Annotated in this window: 18 protein-coding genes and 1 riboswitch; of the genes, 11 read left to right on the top strand and 7 right to left on the bottom strand. The window is 73.4% G+C overall.

The window, feature by feature from the left end; genetic code table 11:
* Nucleotides 1-51: 51 nt before the first annotated feature.
* Entirely contained in the window at nt 52-591 is a 540-nt protein-coding gene (locus A4U64_RS04360) for a methylated-DNA--[protein]-cysteine S-methyltransferase (protein WP_006945458.1), read from the top strand.
* Between the two features lie 19 nt (nt 592-610).
* On the opposite strand, the gene A4U64_RS04355 is transcribed toward A4U64_RS04360, so the two are convergent.
* The gene (locus A4U64_RS04355; protein WP_006945457.1) at nt 611-1900 is read right to left on the bottom strand and encodes an adenylosuccinate synthase; all 1290 of its coding nucleotides are present in this window, start codon (nt 1898-1900) and stop codon (nt 611-613) included.
* Between the two features lie 264 nt (nt 1901-2164).
* Between A4U64_RS04355 and A4U64_RS04350 the strand changes: the two genes are divergently transcribed.
* A complete protein-coding gene (locus A4U64_RS04350; protein WP_029545383.1) occupies nt 2165-2815 on the top strand; it encodes a hypothetical protein in 651 nt (216 codons plus the stop codon).
* Nucleotides 2816-2883: 68 nt separating this feature from the next.
* Here A4U64_RS04350 and A4U64_RS04345 read toward each other — a convergent pair whose 3' ends face one another.
* A complete protein-coding gene (locus A4U64_RS04345; RefSeq protein WP_065922253.1) occupies nt 2884-3834 on the bottom strand; it encodes a helix-turn-helix transcriptional regulator in 951 nt (316 codons plus the stop codon).
* Between the two features lie 63 nt (nt 3835-3897).
* On the opposite strand from A4U64_RS04345, the gene A4U64_RS04340 reads away from it, so the two are divergent.
* Together A4U64_RS04340 and A4U64_RS04335 are read left to right on the top strand one after the other, a co-directional pair.
* Nucleotides 3898-4365, top strand: a complete 468-nt coding sequence (locus A4U64_RS04340; RefSeq protein ID WP_006945450.1) for a pyridoxamine 5'-phosphate oxidase family protein — start codon at nt 3898-3900, stop codon at nt 4363-4365.
* Between the two features lie 421 nt (nt 4366-4786).
* The gene (locus A4U64_RS04335; RefSeq protein ID WP_065922252.1) at nt 4787-6931 is read left to right on the top strand and encodes a catalase; all 2145 of its coding nucleotides are present in this window, start codon (nt 4787-4789) and stop codon (nt 6929-6931) included.
* 92 nt (nt 6932-7023) lie between these two features.
* Here the strand turns inward: A4U64_RS04335 and A4U64_RS04330 are convergent, their stop codons facing one another.
* The gene (locus tag A4U64_RS04330) at nt 7024-7920 is read right to left on the bottom strand and encodes a glucose 1-dehydrogenase (RefSeq protein WP_029545388.1); all 897 of its coding nucleotides are present in this window, start codon (nt 7918-7920) and stop codon (nt 7024-7026) included.
* Between the two features lie 225 nt (nt 7921-8145).
* Here A4U64_RS04330 and A4U64_RS04325 point away from each other — a divergent pair, with 225 nt between their 5' ends.
* The 4 genes from A4U64_RS04325 (at nt 8146) to A4U64_RS04310 (ending at nt 11200) form a co-directional block, all read left to right on the top strand.
* Entirely contained in the window at nt 8146-8466 is a 321-nt protein-coding gene (locus A4U64_RS04325; protein ID WP_029545390.1) for a hypothetical protein, read from the top strand.
* 88 nt (nt 8467-8554) lie between these two features.
* A complete protein-coding gene (locus A4U64_RS04320; protein WP_029545392.1) occupies nt 8555-9079 on the top strand; it encodes a hypothetical protein in 525 nt (174 codons plus the stop codon).
* 131 nt (nt 9080-9210) lie between these two features.
* On the top strand, nt 9211-10653 hold the full coding sequence (locus tag A4U64_RS04315) for a PepSY-associated TM helix domain-containing protein (protein WP_065922251.1): 1443 nt from the start codon (nt 9211-9213) through the stop codon (nt 10651-10653).
* A gap of 34 nt (nt 10654-10687) precedes the next feature.
* Nucleotides 10688-11200, top strand: coding sequence for an Rv2732c family membrane protein (locus A4U64_RS04310; protein WP_006945430.1), 513 nt, complete (start codon nt 10688-10690; stop codon nt 11198-11200).
* Nucleotides 11201-11332: 132 nt separating this feature from the next.
* On the opposite strand, the gene cobF is transcribed toward A4U64_RS04310, so the two are convergent.
* On the bottom strand, nt 11333-12106 hold the full coding sequence (gene cobF, locus A4U64_RS04305; RefSeq protein WP_006945429.1) for a precorrin-6A synthase (deacetylating): 774 nt from the start codon (nt 12104-12106) through the stop codon (nt 11333-11335).
* Nucleotides 12103-15711, bottom strand: a complete 3609-nt coding sequence (gene cobN / locus A4U64_RS04300; RefSeq protein WP_065922250.1) for a cobaltochelatase subunit CobN — start codon at nt 15709-15711, stop codon at nt 12103-12105. The genes cobF and cobN overlap by 4 nt, the downstream gene beginning before the upstream one ends.
* 73 nt (nt 15712-15784) lie before the next feature.
* Nucleotides 15785-15978, bottom strand: a riboswitch (cobalamin riboswitch).
* A gap of 37 nt (nt 15979-16015) precedes the next feature.
* Here cobN and A4U64_RS04295 point away from each other — a divergent pair.
* Genes A4U64_RS04295 through A4U64_RS04285 form a run of 3 tightly spaced genes read left to right on the top strand, consistent with a single transcriptional unit; the run spans nt 16016 to nt 19247 of the window.
* Nucleotides 16016-17074 (top strand): cobalamin biosynthesis protein CobG, encoded by a 1059-nt coding sequence (locus A4U64_RS04295; protein ID WP_065922249.1) that lies wholly within the window; start codon nt 16016-16018, stop codon nt 17072-17074.
* Nucleotides 17071-17721, top strand: coding sequence for a precorrin-8X methylmutase (locus A4U64_RS04290; RefSeq protein WP_006945411.1), 651 nt, complete (start codon nt 17071-17073; stop codon nt 17719-17721). The genes A4U64_RS04295 and A4U64_RS04290 overlap by 4 nt, the downstream gene beginning before the upstream one ends.
* Entirely contained in the window at nt 17718-19247 is a 1530-nt protein-coding gene (locus tag A4U64_RS04285) for a precorrin-2 C(20)-methyltransferase (protein ID WP_065922248.1), read from the top strand. Before A4U64_RS04290 ends, A4U64_RS04285 begins: the two co-directional genes overlap by 4 nt.
* Nucleotides 19248-19301: 54 nt before the next feature.
* On the opposite strand, the gene A4U64_RS04280 is transcribed toward A4U64_RS04285, so the two are convergent.
* Together A4U64_RS04280 and A4U64_RS04275 are read right to left on the bottom strand one after the other, a co-directional pair.
* A complete protein-coding gene (locus A4U64_RS04280) occupies nt 19302-20066 on the bottom strand; it encodes a cobalt-precorrin-4/precorrin-4 C(11)-methyltransferase (RefSeq protein WP_006945407.1) in 765 nt (254 codons plus the stop codon).
* A complete protein-coding gene (locus tag A4U64_RS04275) occupies nt 20063-21265 on the bottom strand; it encodes a bifunctional cobalt-precorrin-7 (C(5))-methyltransferase/cobalt-precorrin-6B (C(15))-methyltransferase (protein WP_065922247.1) in 1203 nt (400 codons plus the stop codon). Before A4U64_RS04275 ends, A4U64_RS04280 begins: the two co-directional genes overlap by 4 nt.
* Nucleotides 21266-21288 lie beyond the last annotated feature (23 nt).

The following is a 21288-nucleotide window of genomic DNA, read 5'->3' as shown; positions in this document are numbered from 1 at the left end:
GTCCAGTCGGTGAAGTGGTCGCCCGTCCCCGGTCCAGTCCATACTGACGACGTGACCACCCTCGGCTACACCCTCTTCGACACCGCCGTCGGCACGTGCGGGCTCGTGTGGTCTGCAGCCGGCATCGTCGGCCTGCAACTGCCCGAGACCGCACCCGAGCCGACGCGCGACGAACTGCTCGAGCGGTTCCCGGACGCGGTCGAGCGCCCGGCCCCGGCCGCGGTGCAGCCCGTGATCGAGGCCGTCACCGCGCATCTCGCCGGCGCCCCGGACGACCTGCGCTGGGTTCCGGTCGACTACCAGAACGTGTCCGAATTCGACACCGCGGTCTACGAGTTCGCGCGCACGATCGGCCCCGGGACGGTGGCGACCTACGGCGAGGTCGCCACCCGGATCGGCCGGCCGGCCGGAGCGCAGGCCGTCGGACAGGCCTTGGGACGCAACCCCGTTCCGCTCGTCGTGCCGTGCCACCGGATCCTCGCCGCGGGCGGCGGCATCGGCGGCTTCTCCGCACCCGGAAGCACCGTCACGAAGCGGGAGCTGCTCGCGCTCGAGCACGCCCCCGGCTTCGACGATCCGACCCTGTTCTGACGGGCAGCCGCAGCGGGTTTCAGCCCAGGATGTCGCGCCGCACGATCGTCTGGTCGCGGCCCGGGCCGACGCCGATGCACGACATGCGCGCGCCCGAAAGCTCCTCGAGCCGCAGCACGTAGTTCTGTGCGTTCTTCGGCAGGTCCTCGAAGGTGCGGGCGTCGGAGATGTCCTCCCACCAGCCGGGCATCTCCTCGTAGATCGGCGTGGCGTGGTGGATGTCGGTCTGCGTCATCGGCATTTCGTCGACGCGGACCCCGTCCACCTCGTAGCCGACGCAGATCGGCACGGTCTCGAGGCTCGACAGCACGTCGAGCTTGGTGAGGAAGAAGTCGGTGATGCCGTTGACACGGGTCGCGTAGCGGGCGATCACGGCGTCGAACCAGCCGCAGCGCCGGGCCCGGCCGGTGGTGACGCCGACCTCGCCGCCGGTCTTGGCCAGGTAGGCGCCGTGCTCGTCGAACAGTTCGGTCGGGAACGGGCCCGAACCGACGCGGGTGGTGTAGGCCTTGAGAATGCCGAGCACCGTACCGATCCGGTTGGGGCCGATGCCCGACCCGACCGCCGCGCCGCCGGCCGTGGGGTTCGACGACGTCACGTACGGGTAGGTGCCGTGGTCGACGTCGAGCAGCGTGCCCTGCGAGCCCTCGAGCAGCACCGTCTCGCCGGCCTCGAGGGCCAGGTTCAGGCGCAGCCGGGTGTCGGCGATGCGATGCTTGAAGCCCTCCGCCTGGCCGAGCACCTCGTCGACGACCTGCTGCGGGTCGAGGGCCTTGCGGTTGTAGATCTTCGACAGCACCTGGTTCTTGAACTCCAGGGCGGCCTCGACCTTGTGGGTGAGGATCTTCTCGTCGAGGACGTCGGCGACGCGGACGCCCACGCGGGCGATCTTGTCCTGGTAGCACGGGCCGATGCCGCGGCCGGTGGTGCCGATCTTCTTGGCGCCGAGGAAGCGTTCGGTGACCTTGTCGATGGCCACGTGGTACGGCATGATCAGGTGCGCGTCGGCGCTGAGCAGCAGGTTCGTGGTGTCGACCCCGCGGTTCTCGAGACCGGCCAGCTCGTCGAGCAGCACGCCCGGGTCCACGACCACGCCGTTGCCGATCACGTTGGTGACGCCGGGAGTGAGGATGCCGGAAGGGATCAGGTGCAGCGCGAAATTCTCCCCGTTGGGGAGGACGACGGTATGGCCGGCGTTGTTGCCCCCCTGGTAGCGCACCACCCACTGCACCCGGCCACCGAGCAGATCGGTGGCCTTGCCCTTGCCCTCGTCGCCCCACTGGGCGCCGATCAGGACGATTGCCGGCATTTCGCTGTCTCCTAGGGTGTCGACGTGCGGGCGCCCTCCGCCTGCAGGGTTCTGCCGTCACAGAACAGAAGCCGGGGGGACAGTCTAGCGGACCACGCGCGCGGCGCTGCCTCCGGCGTCCGCCGGTCGCCGCCCCGCCTGTGACGGGGACCGAGAATCCGCCCGACTCACCGTGCCACGTTCGGGCGCCCGGCGGCGGGGCCCGTCGTGACTAGAGTGAACGGAGCATCGTCGGCCGCGAGAGGAGTGCTCTTGACCCCCGTTGTGCTCAAGTGCGGTGACGCCCCGCTGCCGTTGACATTGACGTCCCTGACCACGTTGACCGCCCCCGTGCTTCCCGGCAAGGACGACTTCGAGGACGTGTTCGCGCATCTCGAGTCGGTCGAGGATCCCCGGCTCGTGGTGGTGGGCGGGGATGCCGCCTTCGCCGCGGCGCTGACCCGGATGATGCGCACGGAGCGGCTCGGCATCGAACTGGCCTACGTGCCCGAGCGGCGCACCCCGGCCGCCGAGGCCTACGGGCTGCGGTTCGGGTCCAAGGCCGCGACCGTCGCCCTGCAGGGCGTGGCCCGGCCGGTGCCGCTCATCCGCGACGACGCCGGCATCGCCCTCGTCGGGCGTGCCCTCGTCGAGGGTGAGGTCGGCGAGCTCGTCGGCGAGGCGTACGTGGACGACACCCGCCTGTTCAGCGGGGTCGCCCCGGGCGTGCGGATCGAGCCGATCCCCGACATGCCGGGACTGCGGGCCGCGATCGACCGGCCGCGCTGGTTCGGCGGCTACCGCTGGGTGACCGGACGCGCCGTCCAGCTCGGCTCGCCCGGCGCCCTGCTCACCCGCGACGGGGTGGCCAATCCCCGGGCGGTGAAGCGATCCACGTTCTACCGGCACGAGCACAAGTGGAAGCTGGTGCGCTGAGCCGTCCGCTCACACCGCTGCACCACGAGAGCCGTTCGCGCAGAACGCCTGTCGCCTTCGATCCGACGTCACGAGTTGCACCGGGCCAGCGTCTCGCCGGCGCCGCGGAGGGCGGCCCTCAACGACCGCGGGGCCACGACCTCGACCCCGCCGCCGAGGGCGAGGAGCTGGTCGAGCGCCACCTCCTCGGTCTCGAGCAGCAGGTCCACCCGAACCCGCCCGTCCGCGTCCGGCGGGCCCGGCTCGACGGCGGCGGCGTCGGCGCCCACCACGCGGGGCAGGCGCCGCCACGCGGCCGGGGTGAGGCGGACCGTGCAGGCGAACGTACGCAGGGCCCGGTCGAACTCCGCCGCGGACGCCGCCCAGTAGGCGGGCAGGTCGAATCCGCCGGGGCGGTGCGCGGGAGCGTCGAGCACGTCGGCGGATGCGATGCGCCCGACGCGGTAGGTGCGGACGTGACCGGTGTGGGCGGCGACGAGGTACCAGACCCCGGCCTTGGCGACGAGCCCGAGCGGGTCGAGGGTGCGGGCCACGGTCCGGCCGCCGCGCCGGTAGCGGATGTGCAGGCGACGCTCGTCGAACACGGCGGACGCGACCCCCGGCAGGTGCGTGTTGTCGCCCGGTGCGGCGAACCAGCCTGGGACGTCGACGTGTACCCGGTCGCGCCACGCCTGGGCGGCGCTGCGCAGGGTGACCGGCATGGACCCGAGCAGCTTGCCGCGTGCCGCCTCGAGCTCCACCCCGAGGTCGGCGGCGAGGGTGGGCACCCCCAGCAGCATCAGCGCGGCGCTCTCGTCGCTGGTGAGCCCGCTCAGCCGGGACTGCCACCCGTCGAGCAGGCGGATGCCGCCACCCGGCCCGCTCTCGGTCCACACCGGGACCCCCGCGGCGGACAGGGCACCGACGTCGCGGTACACGGTGCGCACCGACACGCCGAGGTCGTCCGCGAGTTGCCGCGCGGTCAGGCCCGCGCTGCCCTGGAGCCGGAGCATCATCGCGAGCAGACGTGCCGATCGCATGTCCGCAGCCTACGCGGAAAACACTGACATCGGATGTCAGTGATACGGGGGCATGCTGGGTCCATGACCACATGGGACGAGTTCTCCGAGCAGGCACCGGATCTGGCGAAGGCGATCGCCGCACGACTGCAGGCGCACAAGCATCACGTCCTGGCGACGGTGCGACGGGACGGGTCGCCCCGCGTCAGCGGGACGGAGGTCGAGATCGTCGGCGGCCGGCTGGTGCTCGGCTCGATGCCGGGCGCGCGGAAAGCGCGCGATCTGCAGCGCGATCCGCGCTACGCCCTGCATTCGAATCCCGGGCACCACTCGATGACAGGGGGCGACGCGAAGGTCGCCGGCCGGGCCCGGGAGCTGCACGACGAGGAGAAGGCAGCCGTGCTCGCCGCCTACCCGGAGGAGGTGCCGCCGGGACCGATGCACGTGTTCGAACTCGGCCTGGCCGAGGCGGTGCTCACGTCGGTGGACGGGGAGCACCTGTACGTGGACCTGTGGCGGCCCGGTGCCGCGGTCGAACGCTTCACCCGCTGACCGGCCGGAGCTGCCGTTTCGACCCGCCGGTCGGCCCGGCACGCCGAGGGAGTTCGGCGCCCCGGGCTGTCGAGTTCAACCCGGGGCACCTTGGCCGGCCCGCATCCGGACTACGAGACGGCCCTGAACCGTTGTGCCCACTGACGCGCGGTCGAAACCTCCGGCCCCGAATACGTCCGCCCGCCGGGCATCCGTTCTCGTCGCCCCGTCGGGCGAAGTGTGGGATCCCCGCCGAAGGGGTACCCGCCCGTGGTGGCCGGCCACCGCGCGTGGCCGGCCGCAGACGTTGTCACGGGCGGGGTGGGTCGCCACCCCGGCGCACGCCGAGACCCGACGCGCCGGCCGATGTTTGGAAACGGGCGTGCGGGGCAACTCGGCCGAGACGTGAACGTCACCCGTCTCGACCGAACGGAGCATCGCAGTGTTCGAGAAGAATCCGCCGGTTCCCGGCTCACCCGCCGGTTTCGAGGTCCCGGTCGAGGAACCCACCACCCCGACGGACCCGCCACCGGCCAAGCCCGACCAGCGTGAACCCATCCCGGTCACTGCCACCGGCACCCCCGAAGACCTGCCCGACGGCGCGCGCGGGCCCCAGGGCCGGTACCTCACCACCGCGCAGGGCGCGCGGCTGACGGACACCGACCACTCCCTCAAGGCCGGTCGGCGCGGCCCCACCCTGCTGCAGGACCACCACTTCCGCGAGAAGATCACCCACTTCGACCACGAGCGCATCCCCGAGCGGGCGGTGCACGCCCGCGGCGCCGCGGCCCACGGCGTCTTCCGGGCCAACGGCGCCGCCTCGAAGATCACCCGTGCCGGGTTCCTGCAGAAGGGCGCCGAGACGCCCGTGTTCGTCCGCTTCTCGACCGTGCTCGGCTCGCGCGGCTCCGCCGACACCGTCCGCGACACACGCGGCTTCGCGACGAAGTTCTACACCGAGGAGGGCACGTTCGACCTGGTCGGGAACAACATCCCGGTGTTCTTCATCCAGGACGCGATCAAGTTCCCCGACGTCGTCCACGCGGCCAAGCCGCACCCGGACCGGGAGATCCCGCAGGCGCAGAGCGCACACGACACGTTCTGGGACTTCGTCTCGCTCCACACCGAGGCCACCGCCCACACCCTGTGGAACATGTCCGACCGCGGCATCCCCCGCTCCTACCGGATGATGGAGGGCTTCGGCGTCCACACCTTCCGCATGGTCAACGCCGACGGTGAGACGTCGCTGGTGAAGTTCCACTGGAAGCCGCGCCTGGGGGTGCACTCGCTGGTGTGGGAGGAGGCGCAGCTGCTCGGCGGCATCGACCCGGACTTCCACCGCCGCGACCTCGCCGACGCGATCGAGGCCGGGGCCTACCCGGAGTGGGATCTGGGCGTGCAGGTCTTCCCCGACACCCCGGAGCAGACGTTCGAGGGCATCGACCTGCTCGATCCCACCAAGATCGTCCCCGAGGAGCTCGCGCCGGTCCAGCTGATCGGGACGATGCAGCTCAACGCCAACCCGACCAACTTCTTCGCCGAGACCGAACAGGTGGCCTTCCACCCCGGGCACCTCGTGCCGGGTATCGACGTCACCGACGACCCGCTGCTGCAGGGCCGGCTGTTCTCCTACCTCGACACCCAGATCAGCCGGCTCGGCGGGCCCAACTTCGGTCAGCTGCCCATCAACCGGCCGCATGCGCCCGTCAACGACATGCTGCGCGACGGCATGCACCAGACCGGTATTCATCCCGGGGCGGCCCCGTACCGGCCCAACTCGCTCGGGGCCGGCTGCCCGTTCCTGGCCGGCGCCGAGGAGGCCGCGTTCATCGACGTGCCGGCACCCATCGCCGCCGCGGTCAAGGAACGCGCACAGCCGAGTTCGTACGACGACCACTTCTCGCAGGCGCGACTGTTCTACATCAGCCTGTCCGAGGTCGAGAAGCAGCACGTGGCCGACGCCTACAGCTTCGAACTCGGCAAGTGCTTCGAGCAGGCGATCAAGGAGCGGGCCCTGCGCGTGCTCGCGAACATCGATGCCGGACTGTGCGCCACCGTCGCGGCCGGCCTGGGGCTGCCGGCACCGGAGCCGACGGTGGCCCTCGCCGGTGAGCCGCTGCGCAGCGAGGCGCTGTCCCAGGTCGGTGCGACCTGGCCGATCGAGGGCCGGATGGTCGGCATCGTCGCGGACGACAGCGCCGACGTCGCCGAGGTCGCCAAGGCCGTCGCCGCGGTGGCCGCCGCGAAGGCCGTGCCGCTGGTGATCGGCCCGCACGGCGGCAAGCTCGACGGCGGCCGCAAGGAGGTGCCGATCTCGCGGACCTTCGCCACGGCCCGGTCCGTCGAGTACGACGCGCTGCTGCTCGCGAGCGCCCCGGCCGATCCGCGCGTGCGCGTCCTGGTCGACGAGACGTTCCGGCACTGCAAGGCGCTCGGCACGTGGGGCGCCGGCACCGAGGCGCTCGAGCACGCGGCCGTCCACCCCGAAGCCCCGGGTGTGGTCACCGCCGACGATCCGGAAGCGGTGGTCACCGGGATCGTCGACCTGCTCGGCGCCCACCGCGTGTGGGAGCGGGCCCAGGCCTGACCCCCCGCGCGTCCCCCGCCTGGGATGGTGGCCGAATGTCACACCGCTTCGATTGGATTGAACGCGTGTGACATTCGGCCACCACGGGTGTGTCAGGAGAAGGGCTTGCCGCCGGTGACGGCGATGACCTCGCCGGTGATGTAGCTCGACTCCTGCGAGGCGAGGAAGACGTACGCCGGCGCCAGTTCGGCCGGTTGCCCGGGGCGGCCGAGCGGGACGTCGTCACCGAAGGACTCGAACTTCTCCCGCGGCATGGTGGCCGGGATCAGCGGCGTCCAGATCGGGCCCGGGGCAACGGCATTGACCCGGATTCCCCGCTTCGCGACGTCCGCCGCCAGCCCCTTGGTGAAGTCGACGATGCCGGCCTTGGTCGTGGCATAGTCGAGCAGTTCCGGCGACGGGCTCGTCCCCTGGATCGACGACGTGTTGATGATCGTCGAGCCCGGCTCCATCACCCCGACCCCGAACTTGCACAACCAGAACAACGCGTACAGGTTCGTCTTCAGCACGCGATCGAACTGCTCGGTCGTGATGTCGGCGATCCCGTTCATCTGCACCATCTGGAACGCCGCGTTGTTCACCAGGATGTCCAGGCCGCCGAGTTCGCGCACCGCCGTGTCGACCAGGTGCCGGCAGTGTTCCTCGGCGCGGATGTCACCCGGCACCGCGACGGCGCGCCGGCCCGCGTCCTCGATCCACCGCACGGTGTCGCGGGCGTCGTCCTCCTCGGACTCGAGATAGCTGAGGACGACGTCGGCGCCCTCGCGGGCGAAGGCGATCGCGACGGCCCGGCCGATCCCGGAGTCGGCACCGGTGATCAGCGCCCGCCGTCCCTCGAGCCTGCCGCTGCCGCGATAGGTCTGCTCGCCGTGGTCGGGTGCCGACACCATGTCGGACGTGAGGCCCGGATATTCGAGCTCGGGTTGCCGCTCGCGATCCGGTGCCGGGTACTGCTCGACCGGATTGCGGGGCCGGTGCTGGTCGGTCATGGTTCCTCCCTCGAGGTCTGCGGGCGAGTGCCGACGGCCCCGGACGGGGACCGCCGGGTCCGGCCGGTGCATACCCGGACCCGGGAGCGGGTACACGGGGGACACGGTCGGCGAATCCGAGCGCCGCAGCGCTCTCCCGGCCCGACTTCTGGAAAGGATGCGGCTGTGACGGAACACGAGAACGAGTTTCGGAGAAGCGACGAGACCCGGGCGGGTGCCGATCCGGTGCACGGCAGGCAGACGTACAACAGGGATCTGACGACCGACAGCGACTTCCCGGCCGACGACGCCCGCACGATGCGCAGCCACGCCGGCGAGGCCCTGACCGACTCCAAGGGCTGGCCCGGCTACTTCTTCCTGGGCCTCGGGCTGCTCCTGCTCGGGCTGACGCTGGTGGCCGCCGGGTACGGATTCGAGGGCTGGGCGTGGATCGCCGGCCCGGCGTGCATCGTGTCCTTCGCGGTGGGCGCCGTGCTGGTCATGCTGGAGCGCAAGCGGGTCCGCGACGTCGAGGGAACGAGCCTGCGCGAGCCGCGCGGTCACTGACGCCCACCGGCCCGCCCGGCCCGGGGTGCTGCGGCTGCGCACCCCGGGCCGGCCCGGTCCGTCGTCACGACGGGTAGTGTGCCCAACCGTGAATCCACGCCCGCAGACGTCCGCGCCGATGCGTGGCGCGTTCGTGGGTTCGACCTCCGCCGCGGTCTCCGTCGCGGCCCACGGCCTGGCGGGCGGCGAAATTCCGTCCCAGTCGTCGGTGGTGCTGCTGATCGCCGCCTGCGCCGCGTTCGGCGCCGCGGTGTCCGCCATCCGGCCGTCCCGGCTGCTGCCCGCCCTGGTGCTCACCCTGGGGGCGGGACAGATCGTCGGTCATACCGTCCTCACCCTCACCGCCGAGCACGCCCACGGCCCCGGGCTCTCGCCCGCGATGCTCGGCGCCCACGCCGCGGCCCTCGTCGTCTCCGCCGCCCTGATCCGGGCGGCCGAGCAGGGCTGTGCCGCGGCGCTCGGCGTGTTGCGGCGCATCGTCGCCGCGGTGCTCACCCCGCCCCCGGCGCATGCGCCGCTGTGGGTGGCCACGCCGTCGCACCGGGCACGTCTCGTGCTGCGGGTGCTCGTTTCCGCGCAGGCCGGCACCCGGGGTCCGCCCCGCACCGCCTGACCCGATCCCGTTCCGCCGTGGCCCGTACGCCGCGGCGGCCTTCCCCGTGTGCCGACGCCCGGCGCGGTGCGCCGCCCTCGATACGGCGCTGCGCGCTGCCGTCGCCACCGACGATCGAAACGAGCATTCGCATGTCCACGACCGACCTCGGGACGGATCGTCCCGTCCCACCCCGTTCCGGCCCGGACCGTTCCGCGGCGCCCGCGCTGCGCCCGCTGATGCTGCGGCTGCACTTCTACGCCGGCATCCTCGTCGCCCCGTTCATCCTGATCGCCGCGGTCAGCGGCGGCCTCTACGCCCTGGCCCCGACGATCGAGCAGCTCGTCTACCGCGACCAGCTGCACACCGACGCCACCGGTCCGGCCGTGCCGGTGGCGGAGCAGATCCGGGTGGCCGCCGGGCAGCGCCCCGATCTCACCGTCACCGCGGTGCGGCCGGCCGCGGCCCCCGGCGAGACCACCCGGGTCCTGTTCGCCGACCCGAGCCTCGGCGAGTCGCAGCGGCGCGCCGTCTTCGTCGACCCGGTCACCGCGCGGCCGCTCGGTGAGCTGACCGTCTACGGCAGCAGCAGCGCGCTGCCGGTCCGGACCTGGATCTCGCAGCTGCACCGGCACCTGCATCTCGGCGAGCCCGGCCGCCTCTACAGCGAGCTGGCCGCGTCCTGGATGTGGGTGATTGCGCTCGGCGGCGTGTACCTGTGGGTGCGCCGCTACCGCACGGTGCGTGCCCGCCACGCCCAGGCACGCCTGCTCACCGTCGACCGCACCGCCACCGGCCGGTCCCGCACCCTCGGCTGGCACGGCGTGGTGGGCGTGTGGCTCGCGGTGGGCCTGGTGTTCCTGTCCGCGACCGGCCTGACCTGGTCCCGGTTCGCCGGCGACAACATCGCCGAGCTGCGGGCCGCGCTGCACTGGAAGACGCCGACCGTCGACGCGACCCTGACCGGGGGCGGCGCCGCGGCCGCGACGGGCCACGAGGGGCACGGCGGCCACGCCGGGCACGCCGCCGACCCGGGACTGCTCGACGCGAACATCGCCCGGATCGACCCGGTGCTGGACACGGCCGCCGCCGCGGGACTGACCGGGGTCGTCGAGGCCTCGATCCCGGCGCGCCCCGGCACCGCGTTCACCGTCGCCGAAACCCGCCAGCCCTGGGTGTACGGCATCGACTCGGTCGCCGTCGACGGCGCGACCGGCGAGGTCGTCGACGTGTCGCGGTTCGCGGACTGGCCGCTCGCCGCGCAGCTGACGTGGTGGTCGATCACTCTCCACATGGGCATCATGTTCGGGCTCGTCACGCAGGTCGCCCTGGCGCTGCTGGCGGTGGCGTTGATCACGGTCGTGCTGCGCGGCTACGTGATGTGGTGGCGGCGACGGCCCACGCGAGGGTCGGCGTGGGCCGTCGGCCGGGCCCCGGCACGCGGCGCGCTGCGCCGCATCGGCGCAGGTCCGGCGGTCGCGATCGGCGTCGCGGCCGCGGTCGTGGGCTGGTTCGCCCCGGTGCTCGGGCTGAGCCTGCTGGCGTTCCTCGTCGTCGACACCGCCGTCGGGTGGCGCATGCGGGGGCGCGCATAATGGTCCCTCGTGTGCCGATCGACGAGGAGTGCCGGTGAGCGACGATCTGTCCGCGTACCGTAAGGAGTTCGCCCGCATCGAACGAAAGGTCGCCGGCGAGTTCGACGCCGGCCGGCGGCACCGTGTCCTCGTCGCCTGCATCGTCGCGGTGGTGCTGGGTCTGCTTCTGCCGCAGTCGGATACGGAATGGTCGTGGACGGTGCTCGGCACGTGGTTCGGGCACGACGCCACGACGACGGTGCCGATGCGGATCTTCGTGAGCCTCGCCCTGGTGTTCGGCGTGGTGTCGTCCACCGCGGCGCTGTGCACGCACCGCTGGCGGCTCGCGTCGGCGTCGATGCTCGGCTCCGGACTGGCGTCCCTGTTCGGGCTGCTCGGCTACTGGTCGCAGAACGGCATGCCGGTCGAGACCCCGCACGCCCCCGGCGCCGGGATGGTGCTGTCCTGGCTCGGCATGGTGGCGCTGACCTCGCAGTGGCTGCCCGTCGTGCTCAGCCGCTCCCCCACGGACCGGCACCCGCATCCGGTGACCACGCCCGTGCTCTGACGGGGCATCCGCGCGCCGTTCCTCGGCGCGCGGATGTCCCGTGTGCACGGATCCACTGCGCGCCGGGGGGACGCGGCGTACATTTCCCCGGCGAATCGGCCGCACCGGGTCGGCGCATTCCTCGGCGTGCGGTCAGGAGACGACGCCGTCGCCGTCCGCGCGACGTAGCAGGTAGGTGTCCATCACCCAGCCGCGCGCGGCCTTCGCGCGGGCGCGGGCCCGCTCGATGTCCGGCAGCACCTCCCGCAGCGGGCCGGCGACGAGTTCCTCGTCGGACGTGCCGAGGTCGGCGCCCCACCAGATGCGCCAATCACCTTCGAGCCGGGCGCATTCCAGCGCACCGTCGAGCATGACGACGAGGTTGTCACCGCCGGCCGCCACCTCCTGCGCGAGCCGGCGGCCCGTGGTGACGACGATCGGGCCGCCGATCCGGTTGAGCACCAGCCGGTGCCGCGCCGCGAGCAGCGACACGCTGCTCACCCCGGGGATCACGTCGTAGTCGACGTCGAGCACGCCCCGGTCACGGATGCGCTCGACGACGCGAATCGTGCTGTCGTACAGGCTCGGATCGCCCCACACGAGGAATCCGGCGGTCTCGTGCTCGGCAACCTGCTCGCGCAGCACCGTCTCGTAGGCGGCGGCCCGGGCGGCGTGCCAGTCCCGCACCTCGGTGCCGTAGGCGGACGGCGCGCGGTCCCGCGGCGGGTCCGGCACCGGGATCGTCCGGTAGTCGCCGGCGATGTGGCGACGGCAGATCTCCTCCCGCACCGCGACGAGGTCGTCGACGCCCCGCTGCTTGTCGGCGACGAGGAAGACGTCGACGTCGTTCAGCGCCCGGACCGCGGCCACGGTGAGGTCGTCGGGCCCGCCCGGCCCGATCCCGATCAGCCGCAGCCGCCTCCTCACGCGCGGTCCTCGAGGTCGCCCTCCACATCGAGGTAGGCCTGCTGCAGTTCCGCGAGCGTCGCCGGATCCGGTTCGGTCCACAGGCCGCGGTCGGCGGCCTCGGTGAGCCGTTCGACGATGCCGCGCAGCGCCCACGGGTTGGCCTCGCGCAGGAACCGCTGGTTCTCGGAGTCGAGGGCGTAGGTGCGGGCGAGGGTTTCGTACATCCAGTCGGCGACGACCCCGGCGGTGGCGTCGTAGCCGAACAGGTAGTCGACGGTGGCGGCGAGCTCGAACGCGCCCTTGTAGCCGTGCCGGCGCATCGCCGCGAGCCAGCGCGGGTTGACGACCCGGGCCCGGAACACACGGGCGGTCTCCTCCGCCAGCGAGCGGGTGCGGACCTGGTCGGGGGTGGTCGAGTCGCCGATGTAGGCCTTCGGATCCGCACCGGTGAGCGCCCGGACGGTGGCGACCATGCCGCCGTGGTACTGGAAGTAGTCGTCCGAGTCGGCGATGTCGTGCTCGCGGGTGTCGGTGTTCTTCGCCGCCACCGCGATCCGCCGGTAGTTGGCGCGCATGTCGTCCGCGGCCGGGACGCCGTGCAGGTGCCGCCCGTACGCGAACCCGCCCCACGCGGTGTACACCTCGGCGAGATCGGCGTCGCTGCGCCAGTTTCCGGAGTCGATGAGCGGCAGGATGCCGGCGCCGTAGGAGCCGGGCCTGGACCCGAAGATGCGGCGCACCGCGCGCTCGGGGTCGCCGTGCTCGGCCTCGTCGCGGCGGGCGTGCGCGCGCACGTAGTTCAGCTCGTCGGGCTCGTCGAGGGCCGCGACGGTGCGGATCGCGTCGTCGAGCATCGCGACGACGTGCGGGAAGGCGTCGCGGAAGAACCCGGAGATGCGGACGGTGACGTCGATGCGCGGCCGGCCGAGCTCGTCGAGCGGGATCACGGTCAGCTCGCGCACCCGCCGGGACTCGGCGTCCCATTCCGGGCGCATGCCGATCAGGGCGAGGACCTCGGCGATGTCGTCGCCGGAGGTGCGCATCGCGGAGGTCCCCCACACCGACAGGCCGACCGAGGGCGGATAGCCGCCGGTGTCGGCGCGGTACCGGTCGAGCAGGTTGTTCGCGAGCGCCACGCCCGTGTCGTAGGCGAGCCGGCTCGGCACCGCCTTCGGATCGACGGTGTAGAAGTTGCGGCCGGTGGGCAGCACGTTGACCAGGCCGCGCAGCGGCGATCCGGACGGGCCGGCGGGCACGTAGCCGCCGTCGAGGGCGTGCAGCACCGCGTCGAGCTCGTCGGTGGTGCGTGCCAGGCGCGGCACGACCTGCTCGGCGGCGAAGGCGAGCACCCGCTCGACCTCCGGGTCCGCCCCGCCCAGCACGGACTGCACGACCGTGGCGGCGCTATCCGCCTGCCAGCCGGCGTCCTCCATGCCCTGCACCAGTGCCCGGGCCTGCGCCTCGACCGCGTCGGTCTCGGTGAGCGGCGCGTCCGGCTTCAGGCCGAGGGCGGTGCGCAGACCGGGCACGGCGTGGGCCCGCCCGCCCCACACCTGGGCGGCCCGCAGCACCGACAGCACCAGGTTCACGCGGGCCTCGCCGACGGGTGCCGTGCCGAGCACGTGCAGGCCGTCGCGGATCTGCGCGTCCTTCACCTCGCACAGCCAGCCGTCGACGTGCAGCAGGAAGTCGTCGAACTCGGCGTCGTGCGGGCGGTCCTCGAGCCCGAGGTCGTGGTCGAGCTTGGCGGCCTGGATCAGCGTCCAGATCTGGGCGCGGATCGCCGGCAGCTTGGCCGGGTCCATCGCCGCGATGTTCGAGTACTCGTCGAGCAACTGCTCGAGACGGGCGATGTCGCCGTACGACTCGGCGCGCGCCATCGGCGGGATGAGGTGGTCGACGATGGTGGCGTGGGCGCGGCGCTTCGCCTGGGCCCCCTCGCCCGGGTCGTTGACCAGGAACGGGTAGATCAGCGGGAGGTTGCCGATGGCGGCGTCGGTCGCGCAGGCCGCGGACAGGCCGGCGTTCTTGCCGGGCAGCCACTCCATCGAGCCGTGCTTGCCGAGGTGGACGACGGCGTCGGCGCCGAAGCCGTTCTCCACCCACCGGTACGCGGCGAGGTAGTGGTGCGACGGCGCCATGTCCGGATCGTGGTAGATCGCCACGGGGTTCTCCCCGAACCCCCGGGGCGGCTGGATCATCAGCACCACGTTGCCGGCCTGCAGGGTGGCCAGGACGATCTCGCCCTCGGGAGCGGACTGCCGGTCCACGAACAGCTCGCCGGGGGCCGCGCCCCACGCCTCGGTCATCGCGTCGGTCAGTTCCGCGGGCAGGTCCGCCGTCCACTCGCGGTACTGCGCCGCGCTCACGCGGACCGGGTTGCCCGCCATCTGCTCGGCGCTGAGCCATTCCTCGTCCTGCCCGCCCGCGGCGATCAGGGCATGGATCAGCGCGTTGCCCGCCTCGGCGTCGTCCGCGGTGTCGAGGCCCGGGAAGCCGTCGCCGAGGTCGTAGCCGCGCTCCCGCAGCGCGCGCAGCAACCGGATCGCGGACACCGGGGTGTCCAGGCCGACGGCGTTGCCGACCCGGGAGTGCTTCGTCGGATACGCCGAGAGCATGATCGCCAGGCGCCGCCGTGCGGGCGGGATGCGCCGCAGGCGGGCGTGCGCGACGGCGATGCCGGCGACGCGGCGGCAGCGTTCGGGGTCGGTGACGTAGCGGGGCAGGCCGTCGGCGCCGAATTCCTTGAACGAGAACGGCACGGTGATGATGCGGCCGTCGAACTCGGGGACGGCGATCTGCGTCGCGGAATCGAGCGGGGAGACACCCTCGTCGGAGTCGGCCCACGCGTCGCGTCCCCAGGTCAGGCACAGCGCCTGCAGGATCGGGACATCCAGGGCGGCGAGCGCTTCGACGTCCCAGGCATCGTCGTCGCCGCCGGCGGAGACGGTGGCGGGGCGGGTGCCGCCGGCGGCGAGGACCGTGACGATCAGGGCGTCGAGGGTGCCGAGCTCGGCCAGCAGGTCCGCGGGGGCACCGCGCAGCGTGGAGCAGAAGATCGGCACGGCCACGGCACGGCCGGTGGCGTCGACCGCCTCCGCGAGATCGCGGACGAAACGGGTGTTTCCGCTGGTCTCGTGGGCGCGGTAGTAGAGGATGCCCACCCGCGGCAGGCCGGGATCGGTCGCGGCGGGCGCGTGGCAGCCCCACGCGGGCAGCGCGGCCGGCGGCTCGAAGCCCTCGCCGGTGAGCAGGACGGTGTCGGACAGGAAGGCATGCAGCTGGGCGAGGTTCGCGGGCCCGCCCTGCGCGAGGTAGGCGTGCGCCTCGGTGGCGATGCCGACGGGGACGGTCGAGTGGCTCATCAGCTCGGCGTCGGGCAGCTGCTCGCCGCCGAGCACGACGACGGGTGCGCCGTGCGCCAGGACCGCGTCGATACCGTTCTGCCAGGACCGGACGGAGCCCAGGATGCGGACGATCACCAGGTCGGCGCCCTCGAGGAGGCGGGGAAGCTCGGTCCCGACGTCGAGGCGCGACGGGTTGCCCAGCGCGTACTCGGCGTCCGAGCTCAGCGCCGACAGCAGGTCGGTGTCCGACGTGGACAGCAGCGCGAGCCGCGTCACGACCGGGCCCCGCGCAGTTCCCGATCGCCCCTGCGCAGCACGAAATCAGCCATGTTCAGTCTCCAAACCCTCGTGGACTTCCCGCGCCGTGGCCGGTCTCCTGGCTGACGGATCATCGCTGCCGCGCCGACCTTCCCGGACTTCCGTCCAGTGGTCTCCGGACCGGCGGACCGGTCCGGACGAGGGCGAGCACCTACCCGCTCACAGTGGCGAGGGCCGCGCCGGTCTCACACCGGCTTCCCGAGCACCACGGCAGGTGGAGCGTAACGCACCGCTTCCTCGTCGTGTGCAACCATGTGCCCCCATGGCCGACCTTCCCCCGGACCGGTGCCCCGGTCTGCTGCGCCCCCACCTCGCCGCCGACGGCGCGCTGGTGCGGCTGCGCGCGCCCGGCGGCAGGCTCCCGGACGGTGGACTGCGGGCGCTGTCGGCGGCGTCGACCGCCTTCGCGGACGGCGATATCCACCTCACCTCGCGCGGAAACCTGCAGCTCAGGGGCGTCACGGTGGACGAGTGCGGCGGTGTGCCGGCCGGCCTCGTCGACGCGGTGGCGGCGGCCGGGTTCCTGCCGGCACCGTCGCACGAACGGGTCCGCAACGTCGTCGCCTCGCCGCTGTCCGGGATCGTCGGAGGACGCGCCGACCTCCGTCCGCTCATCGGCGCGCTCGACGCCGCCCTGTGCGCCGAACCCGTGCTCGCGCAGCTGCCGGGCCGGTTCCTGTTCGGCCTCGACGACGGTCGCGGCGACGTCGCGGCCCTGCGCTGCGACCTCGCCGCGGTGGCCGCCGACTCGGGGTCGTTCGAGATCGCGATCGGCCGGCTCTGCGGTCCGGTGGTCCCGGCCGACCGGGTCGTCGACACGCTGATCGACCTGGCGCGACGGTTCGCGGCGGTGCGCGGCACCCGCTGGCACGTGCACCAGCTGCCCGAGGCGGGGGCCGAGCTCGGGGGCGGCGCGCCGCTGCCGCCGGCCGCCCGGTACACGATGCCGTACGGCCCCCTGCCGGGGGCGGTCTCGGCGCTGGTCCCGCTGGGCATCCTCTCGCCGGCGATGGTGGCGGCGCTGCCCGAGTCGGAGGTGATCGTCACGCCGTGGCGCGGCCTCGTCCTCGCCGGCGAACCCGATCCGCAGCCGCTGCGCGACGCCGGGTTCGTGCTCGACGGTGCGTCGCCGTGGACCCGCACCACCGCGTGCGCCGGCGCGCCGGGGTGTAGCCTCGCCGAGGGCGACACCCGTTCCGCGGCCCGGCGTGCCGTCGCCGGCGCGCCCCCGGCCGGGCACCTCCACGTCGTGGGATGCGAACGATCCTGTGGCGCCCCGAATTTCCCACATACCCTCCTGTTCGCGAGGACCCGCCCATGACGCCCACTCCCCCACCCCGGCGCTACGACTACGTCACCGACGGCGCCGACATCTACGTCCGGTCGTTCGCGACGATCCGTGCCGAGACGGACCTGTCCGCGATCCCCGCCGACGCCGAGAAGGTGGCGGTGCGGATGGTGCACGCGTGCGGCCAGACCGACCTGACCCGCGACCTCGCGATCCATCCGGACCTGGTGTCGGCGGCGCGCGGGGCGCTGCGGGCGGGCGCGCCGATCCTCACCGACGCCCACATGGTCGCGTCCGGGGTGACGCGCACGCGGCTACCCGCGGACAACGAGGTGCTGTGCCTTCTGCGCGACCCGCGGGTGCCGGACCTCGCGGCGGCGTGGGGCACCACCCGCTCGGCCGCGGCGGTCTCGCTGTGGGAGGACCGGCTCGACGGCGCGGTCGTCGCGATCGGCAACGCCCCCACCGCGCTGTTCCACCTGCTCGAGCTGATCGACGCCGGCGGCCCCCGGCCCGCCGCGATCGTCGGGGTGCCGGTCGGGTTCATCGGCGCCGCCGAGTCCAAGGAGGCGCTCGCCGCGCATCCGCTGCAGCTCCCCTACCTGGTGGTGCGGGGGCGCCGCGGGGGTTCGGCGATGGCGTCGTCCGCGATCAATGCCCTGGCCCAGGAGGCGGAGTGAACGACACCGGACGGTTCTACGGCGTGGGGCTCGGCCCCGGCGATCCCGAGCTGATCACCCGCAAGGCGGCTCGGCTGATCGAGCAGGCCGACGTGATCGCCTACCACTCGGGCACCCACGGCCGCTCCATCGCGAGGGGCATTGCGGCCGAGCTGATCCGGGAGGGGGTGATCGAGGAGGCGTTGATCTACCCGGTCACCACCGGCACCACCGACCATCCCGGCGGCTACGACGGCGCCATCGCCGACTTCTACGACGAGTGCGCGGCGCGCCTGGCCGCCCACCTCGACGCCGGCCGCACCGTCGTCGTGCTGTGCGAGGGCGATCCGCTGTTCTACGGCTCCTACATGTATCTGCACGACCGGCTCGCGGATCGCTATGCGACCGAGGTGGTTCCGGGCGTGACGTCGGTGTCCGCGGCCGCCGCGGCCGCGGCGGAACCGCTGGTGCGGCGCACCGACGTGCTCACGGTGCTGCCCGGCACGCTGCCCGAGCCGGAGCTGGCGCGCCGTCTCGCCGACACGGACGGCGCCGCGATCATGAAGCTGGGCCGTACCTTCCCCGCGGTCCGCAGCGCGCTCGCCCAGGCGGGCCGGCTCGACGACGCGGTGTACGTCGAGCGCGCGTCGATGGGCGGGCAGCGCATCGTCCCCGTCGCCGAGGTCGATGCCGACGCGGTGCCGTACTTCTCGGTGATCCTCACCCCCGGCGACCGGGCGCCGCGCAACCGGGACATCACCGACCGGTCCCGGCCCGTCGTCGCCGATGCTCCCGAGGCGGTCGCTGCCCGGGAGCTCCTCGTCGTCGGTCTCGGCCCCGCGGACGAGAAGTGGCTCACCCCCGAGGCCGCCGCCGCGCTGGCGTCCGCCGACCACATCGTCGGCTACGGGCCCTACGTCGACCGCGTGCCGGTCCGCCCGGGCCAGCGGCGGCACGCGAGCGGGAACACCGTCGAGGTGGACCGGGCCCGGTTCGCGCTCGAGCTGGCGCTGTCCGGGGAACGGGTGGCCGTCGTCTCGGGCGGCGACGCCGGGGTGTTCGGGATGGCGTCGGCCGTGTTCGAGGCCGCGCAGGATCCGCGGTTCGCCGAGCTGCCGGTGCGCGTGCTACCCGGGGTGTCGGCGATCCAGGCGGTGGCCGCGCGGGCGGGCGCCCCGATCGGCGGGGACTTCGCCGTGATGAGCCTGTCCGACCGGCTCAAGCCGTGGGAGGTGATCGAGCGGCGGCTCGCGGCCGTCGCGCAGGCGGACCTGGTGCTGGGTCTGTACAACCCGGCGTCGCGGTCGCGGACCACGCAGGTCGCGCAGGCCCAGGCCGTGCTGCTGCGGCACCGGCCGGCCGACACCGTCGTCGTGGTCGGCCGCGACGTCGGCCGCTCCGGCGAGTCGCTCGAGGTGACCACGCTCGAGAAGCTCGACCCGGCCACGATCGACATGAAGTGCCTGCTCATCGTGGGATCGTCCGGGACCACGGTCACCGACGCCGGCGCGGTGTGGACGGCGCGGTCGGTACGCACCGACTCCTGACATCCGTGCGGTACACCGGAATCCGCGCCCGCCGCGGCGGGCGCGGATTCCGGGTCAGCGCGTGAATTCCGTGCGATCCCGCGCCGGGTCGTAGAGATGCGAGCACGCGACGTCCGGCTGTGCCCGCACGCCCAGGGCCCGGCCGACGACGATCACCGCGGTGTGCTTCAGTCCCGCCGCCTCGGCCCGGTCGGCGATGTCGGCGAGGGTGCCGCGCAGCACCAGCTCGTTCGGGCGGGACGCGAACGCCACCACCGCGGCCGGGCAGTCGGCGCCGTACTCGCCGCTCAGTTCCTCGGCGAGGGCGCGGATGCGGGTGATCGCCAGGTGCAGCACCAGGCTGGCGCGCAGTCCCGCGACGCGCGCCAGGGACTCGGTGTCGGGCATCGCCGTGGATCGTGCCCGGGTACGGGTGAGGACCACGGTCTGCACCAGTTCGGGCACGGTCAGCTCCGCGCCGAGGGTCGCGGCGGCGGCCGCGTAGGCCGGCACGCCGGGGGTCACGTCCCAGGGCACCCCGGCCGCGTCGAGCCGGCGCGTCTGCTCGGTCAGGGCCGAATACAGCGACGGGTCACCGGAACACAACCGGACGACGTCGAGGCCGCGCCGGTGCGCGTCCACCAGGTGCGCGGTGATCTCGTCGAGGTCCAGGTGCTGGGTGTCGACGAGTTCCGTGTCGGGCCGGCAGTGCGCGAGCACCTCGGCGTCGAGGTAGGTGCCGGCGTAGAGCACCACCGGTGCCTCGCTCAGCAGCCGCGCCGCCCGCAGCGTCAGCAGGTCGGCCGCACCCGGCCCGGATCCCACGAAGTGCACTGTCATTTCTCGCCTTTCGTCACCTGCCACTGCACCACCGGGCGCAGCGCCTGCCAGCCACTGAACCCGCCGAGGGGTGCGGCCTGCTCCACGGTCAGCCGGGTCAGCTCCCCGCCGTGGGTCTTCCACCACTGCACCAGCGTCGCCTCGGTCTCGAGCGTCACCGCGTGCGCGACCAGCCGTCCTCCCGGACGCAGTTCCTCCCAGCACTTTTCGAGCACACCGGGAATCGATCCGCCGCCGCCGACGAAGACGGCGTCGGGGGTGTCGAGGCCGTCGAGCGCCGCCGGGGCGGGGCCGCGCACCACCGCGACCGACGGGACGCCGAGCCGCGCGGCGTTGCGCACGATCCGCTCCGCACGCCCCTCGTCGCGCTCGATCGCGACGGCGCGGCAGCGCGGATCGGTACGGGCCCATTCGATCCCCACCGAACCGGCGCCGGCGCCGACGTCCCACAGCAACTGCCCCGGCCGGGGCGCGAGCGCGCACACCGCGGCGAGCCGGATCGGGCGCTTGGAGATCTGCCCGTCGTGCTCGAACGCGTCGTCGGGCAGGCCCGGCGCGGTGGAATAGCCCTCCGCGCCCCGGCATTCGACGCAGACCACGTTGAGGGCGGGGGCGTCGCCGGACCACTCGTCGGCGGTGGCGCTGCGGCGGGCCTCGGCGGGGGCTCCGAGGTCGGACAGCACCGTCAGCACGCTCGCCCCGAAGCCGTCGCGGCGCAGCAGGTCCGCGACCTGCGCGGGCGTGCCGCCGTCGGAGGAGAGCACGATCAGCCGCCGGCCCCGCCCGAATGCGCGGCGGACGGCGTGCACGTCGCGGCCCACCAGCGTCACCACGTCCACCGACTCGGCGCTCCACCCCATCCGCGCGCGGGCCAGGGCCACCGACGACACCGCGGGCAGCACCGTCACCGCGGCGGCGCCGAGGTGGGCGATGAGCGTGGAGCCGATGCCGGAGACGAGGGGGTCGCCCGAGGCGACCGCGACGATCCGCCGGTCGCGATGGCGCTCGAGCAGCGCGGCGAGCCCGTCGCGCAGCGGGGAGGGCCACGGCTCCCGGACGGCGCCAGTCTCGGGCAGCAGCGCCAGGTGGCGGCGCCCGCCCAGCAGGACCTGCGCGCCGAGCACCGCGTCGCGGGCGGGCGGCGGCAGGCCGTCCCAGCCGTCGGCGCCCATGCCGACGACGGTGATCTTCGAACCCATGGCGTCGAACCCTAGCCGGTGCG

Source organism: Rhodococcus sp. WB1, assembly GCF_001700945.1.
GTDB classification, from domain to species: Bacteria; Actinomycetota; Actinomycetes; order Mycobacteriales; family Mycobacteriaceae; genus Rhodococcus; species Rhodococcus aetherivorans.
Note: the sequence above shows the minus strand (reverse complement) of the source record. Positions and strands in the feature narration are given on the sequence as shown.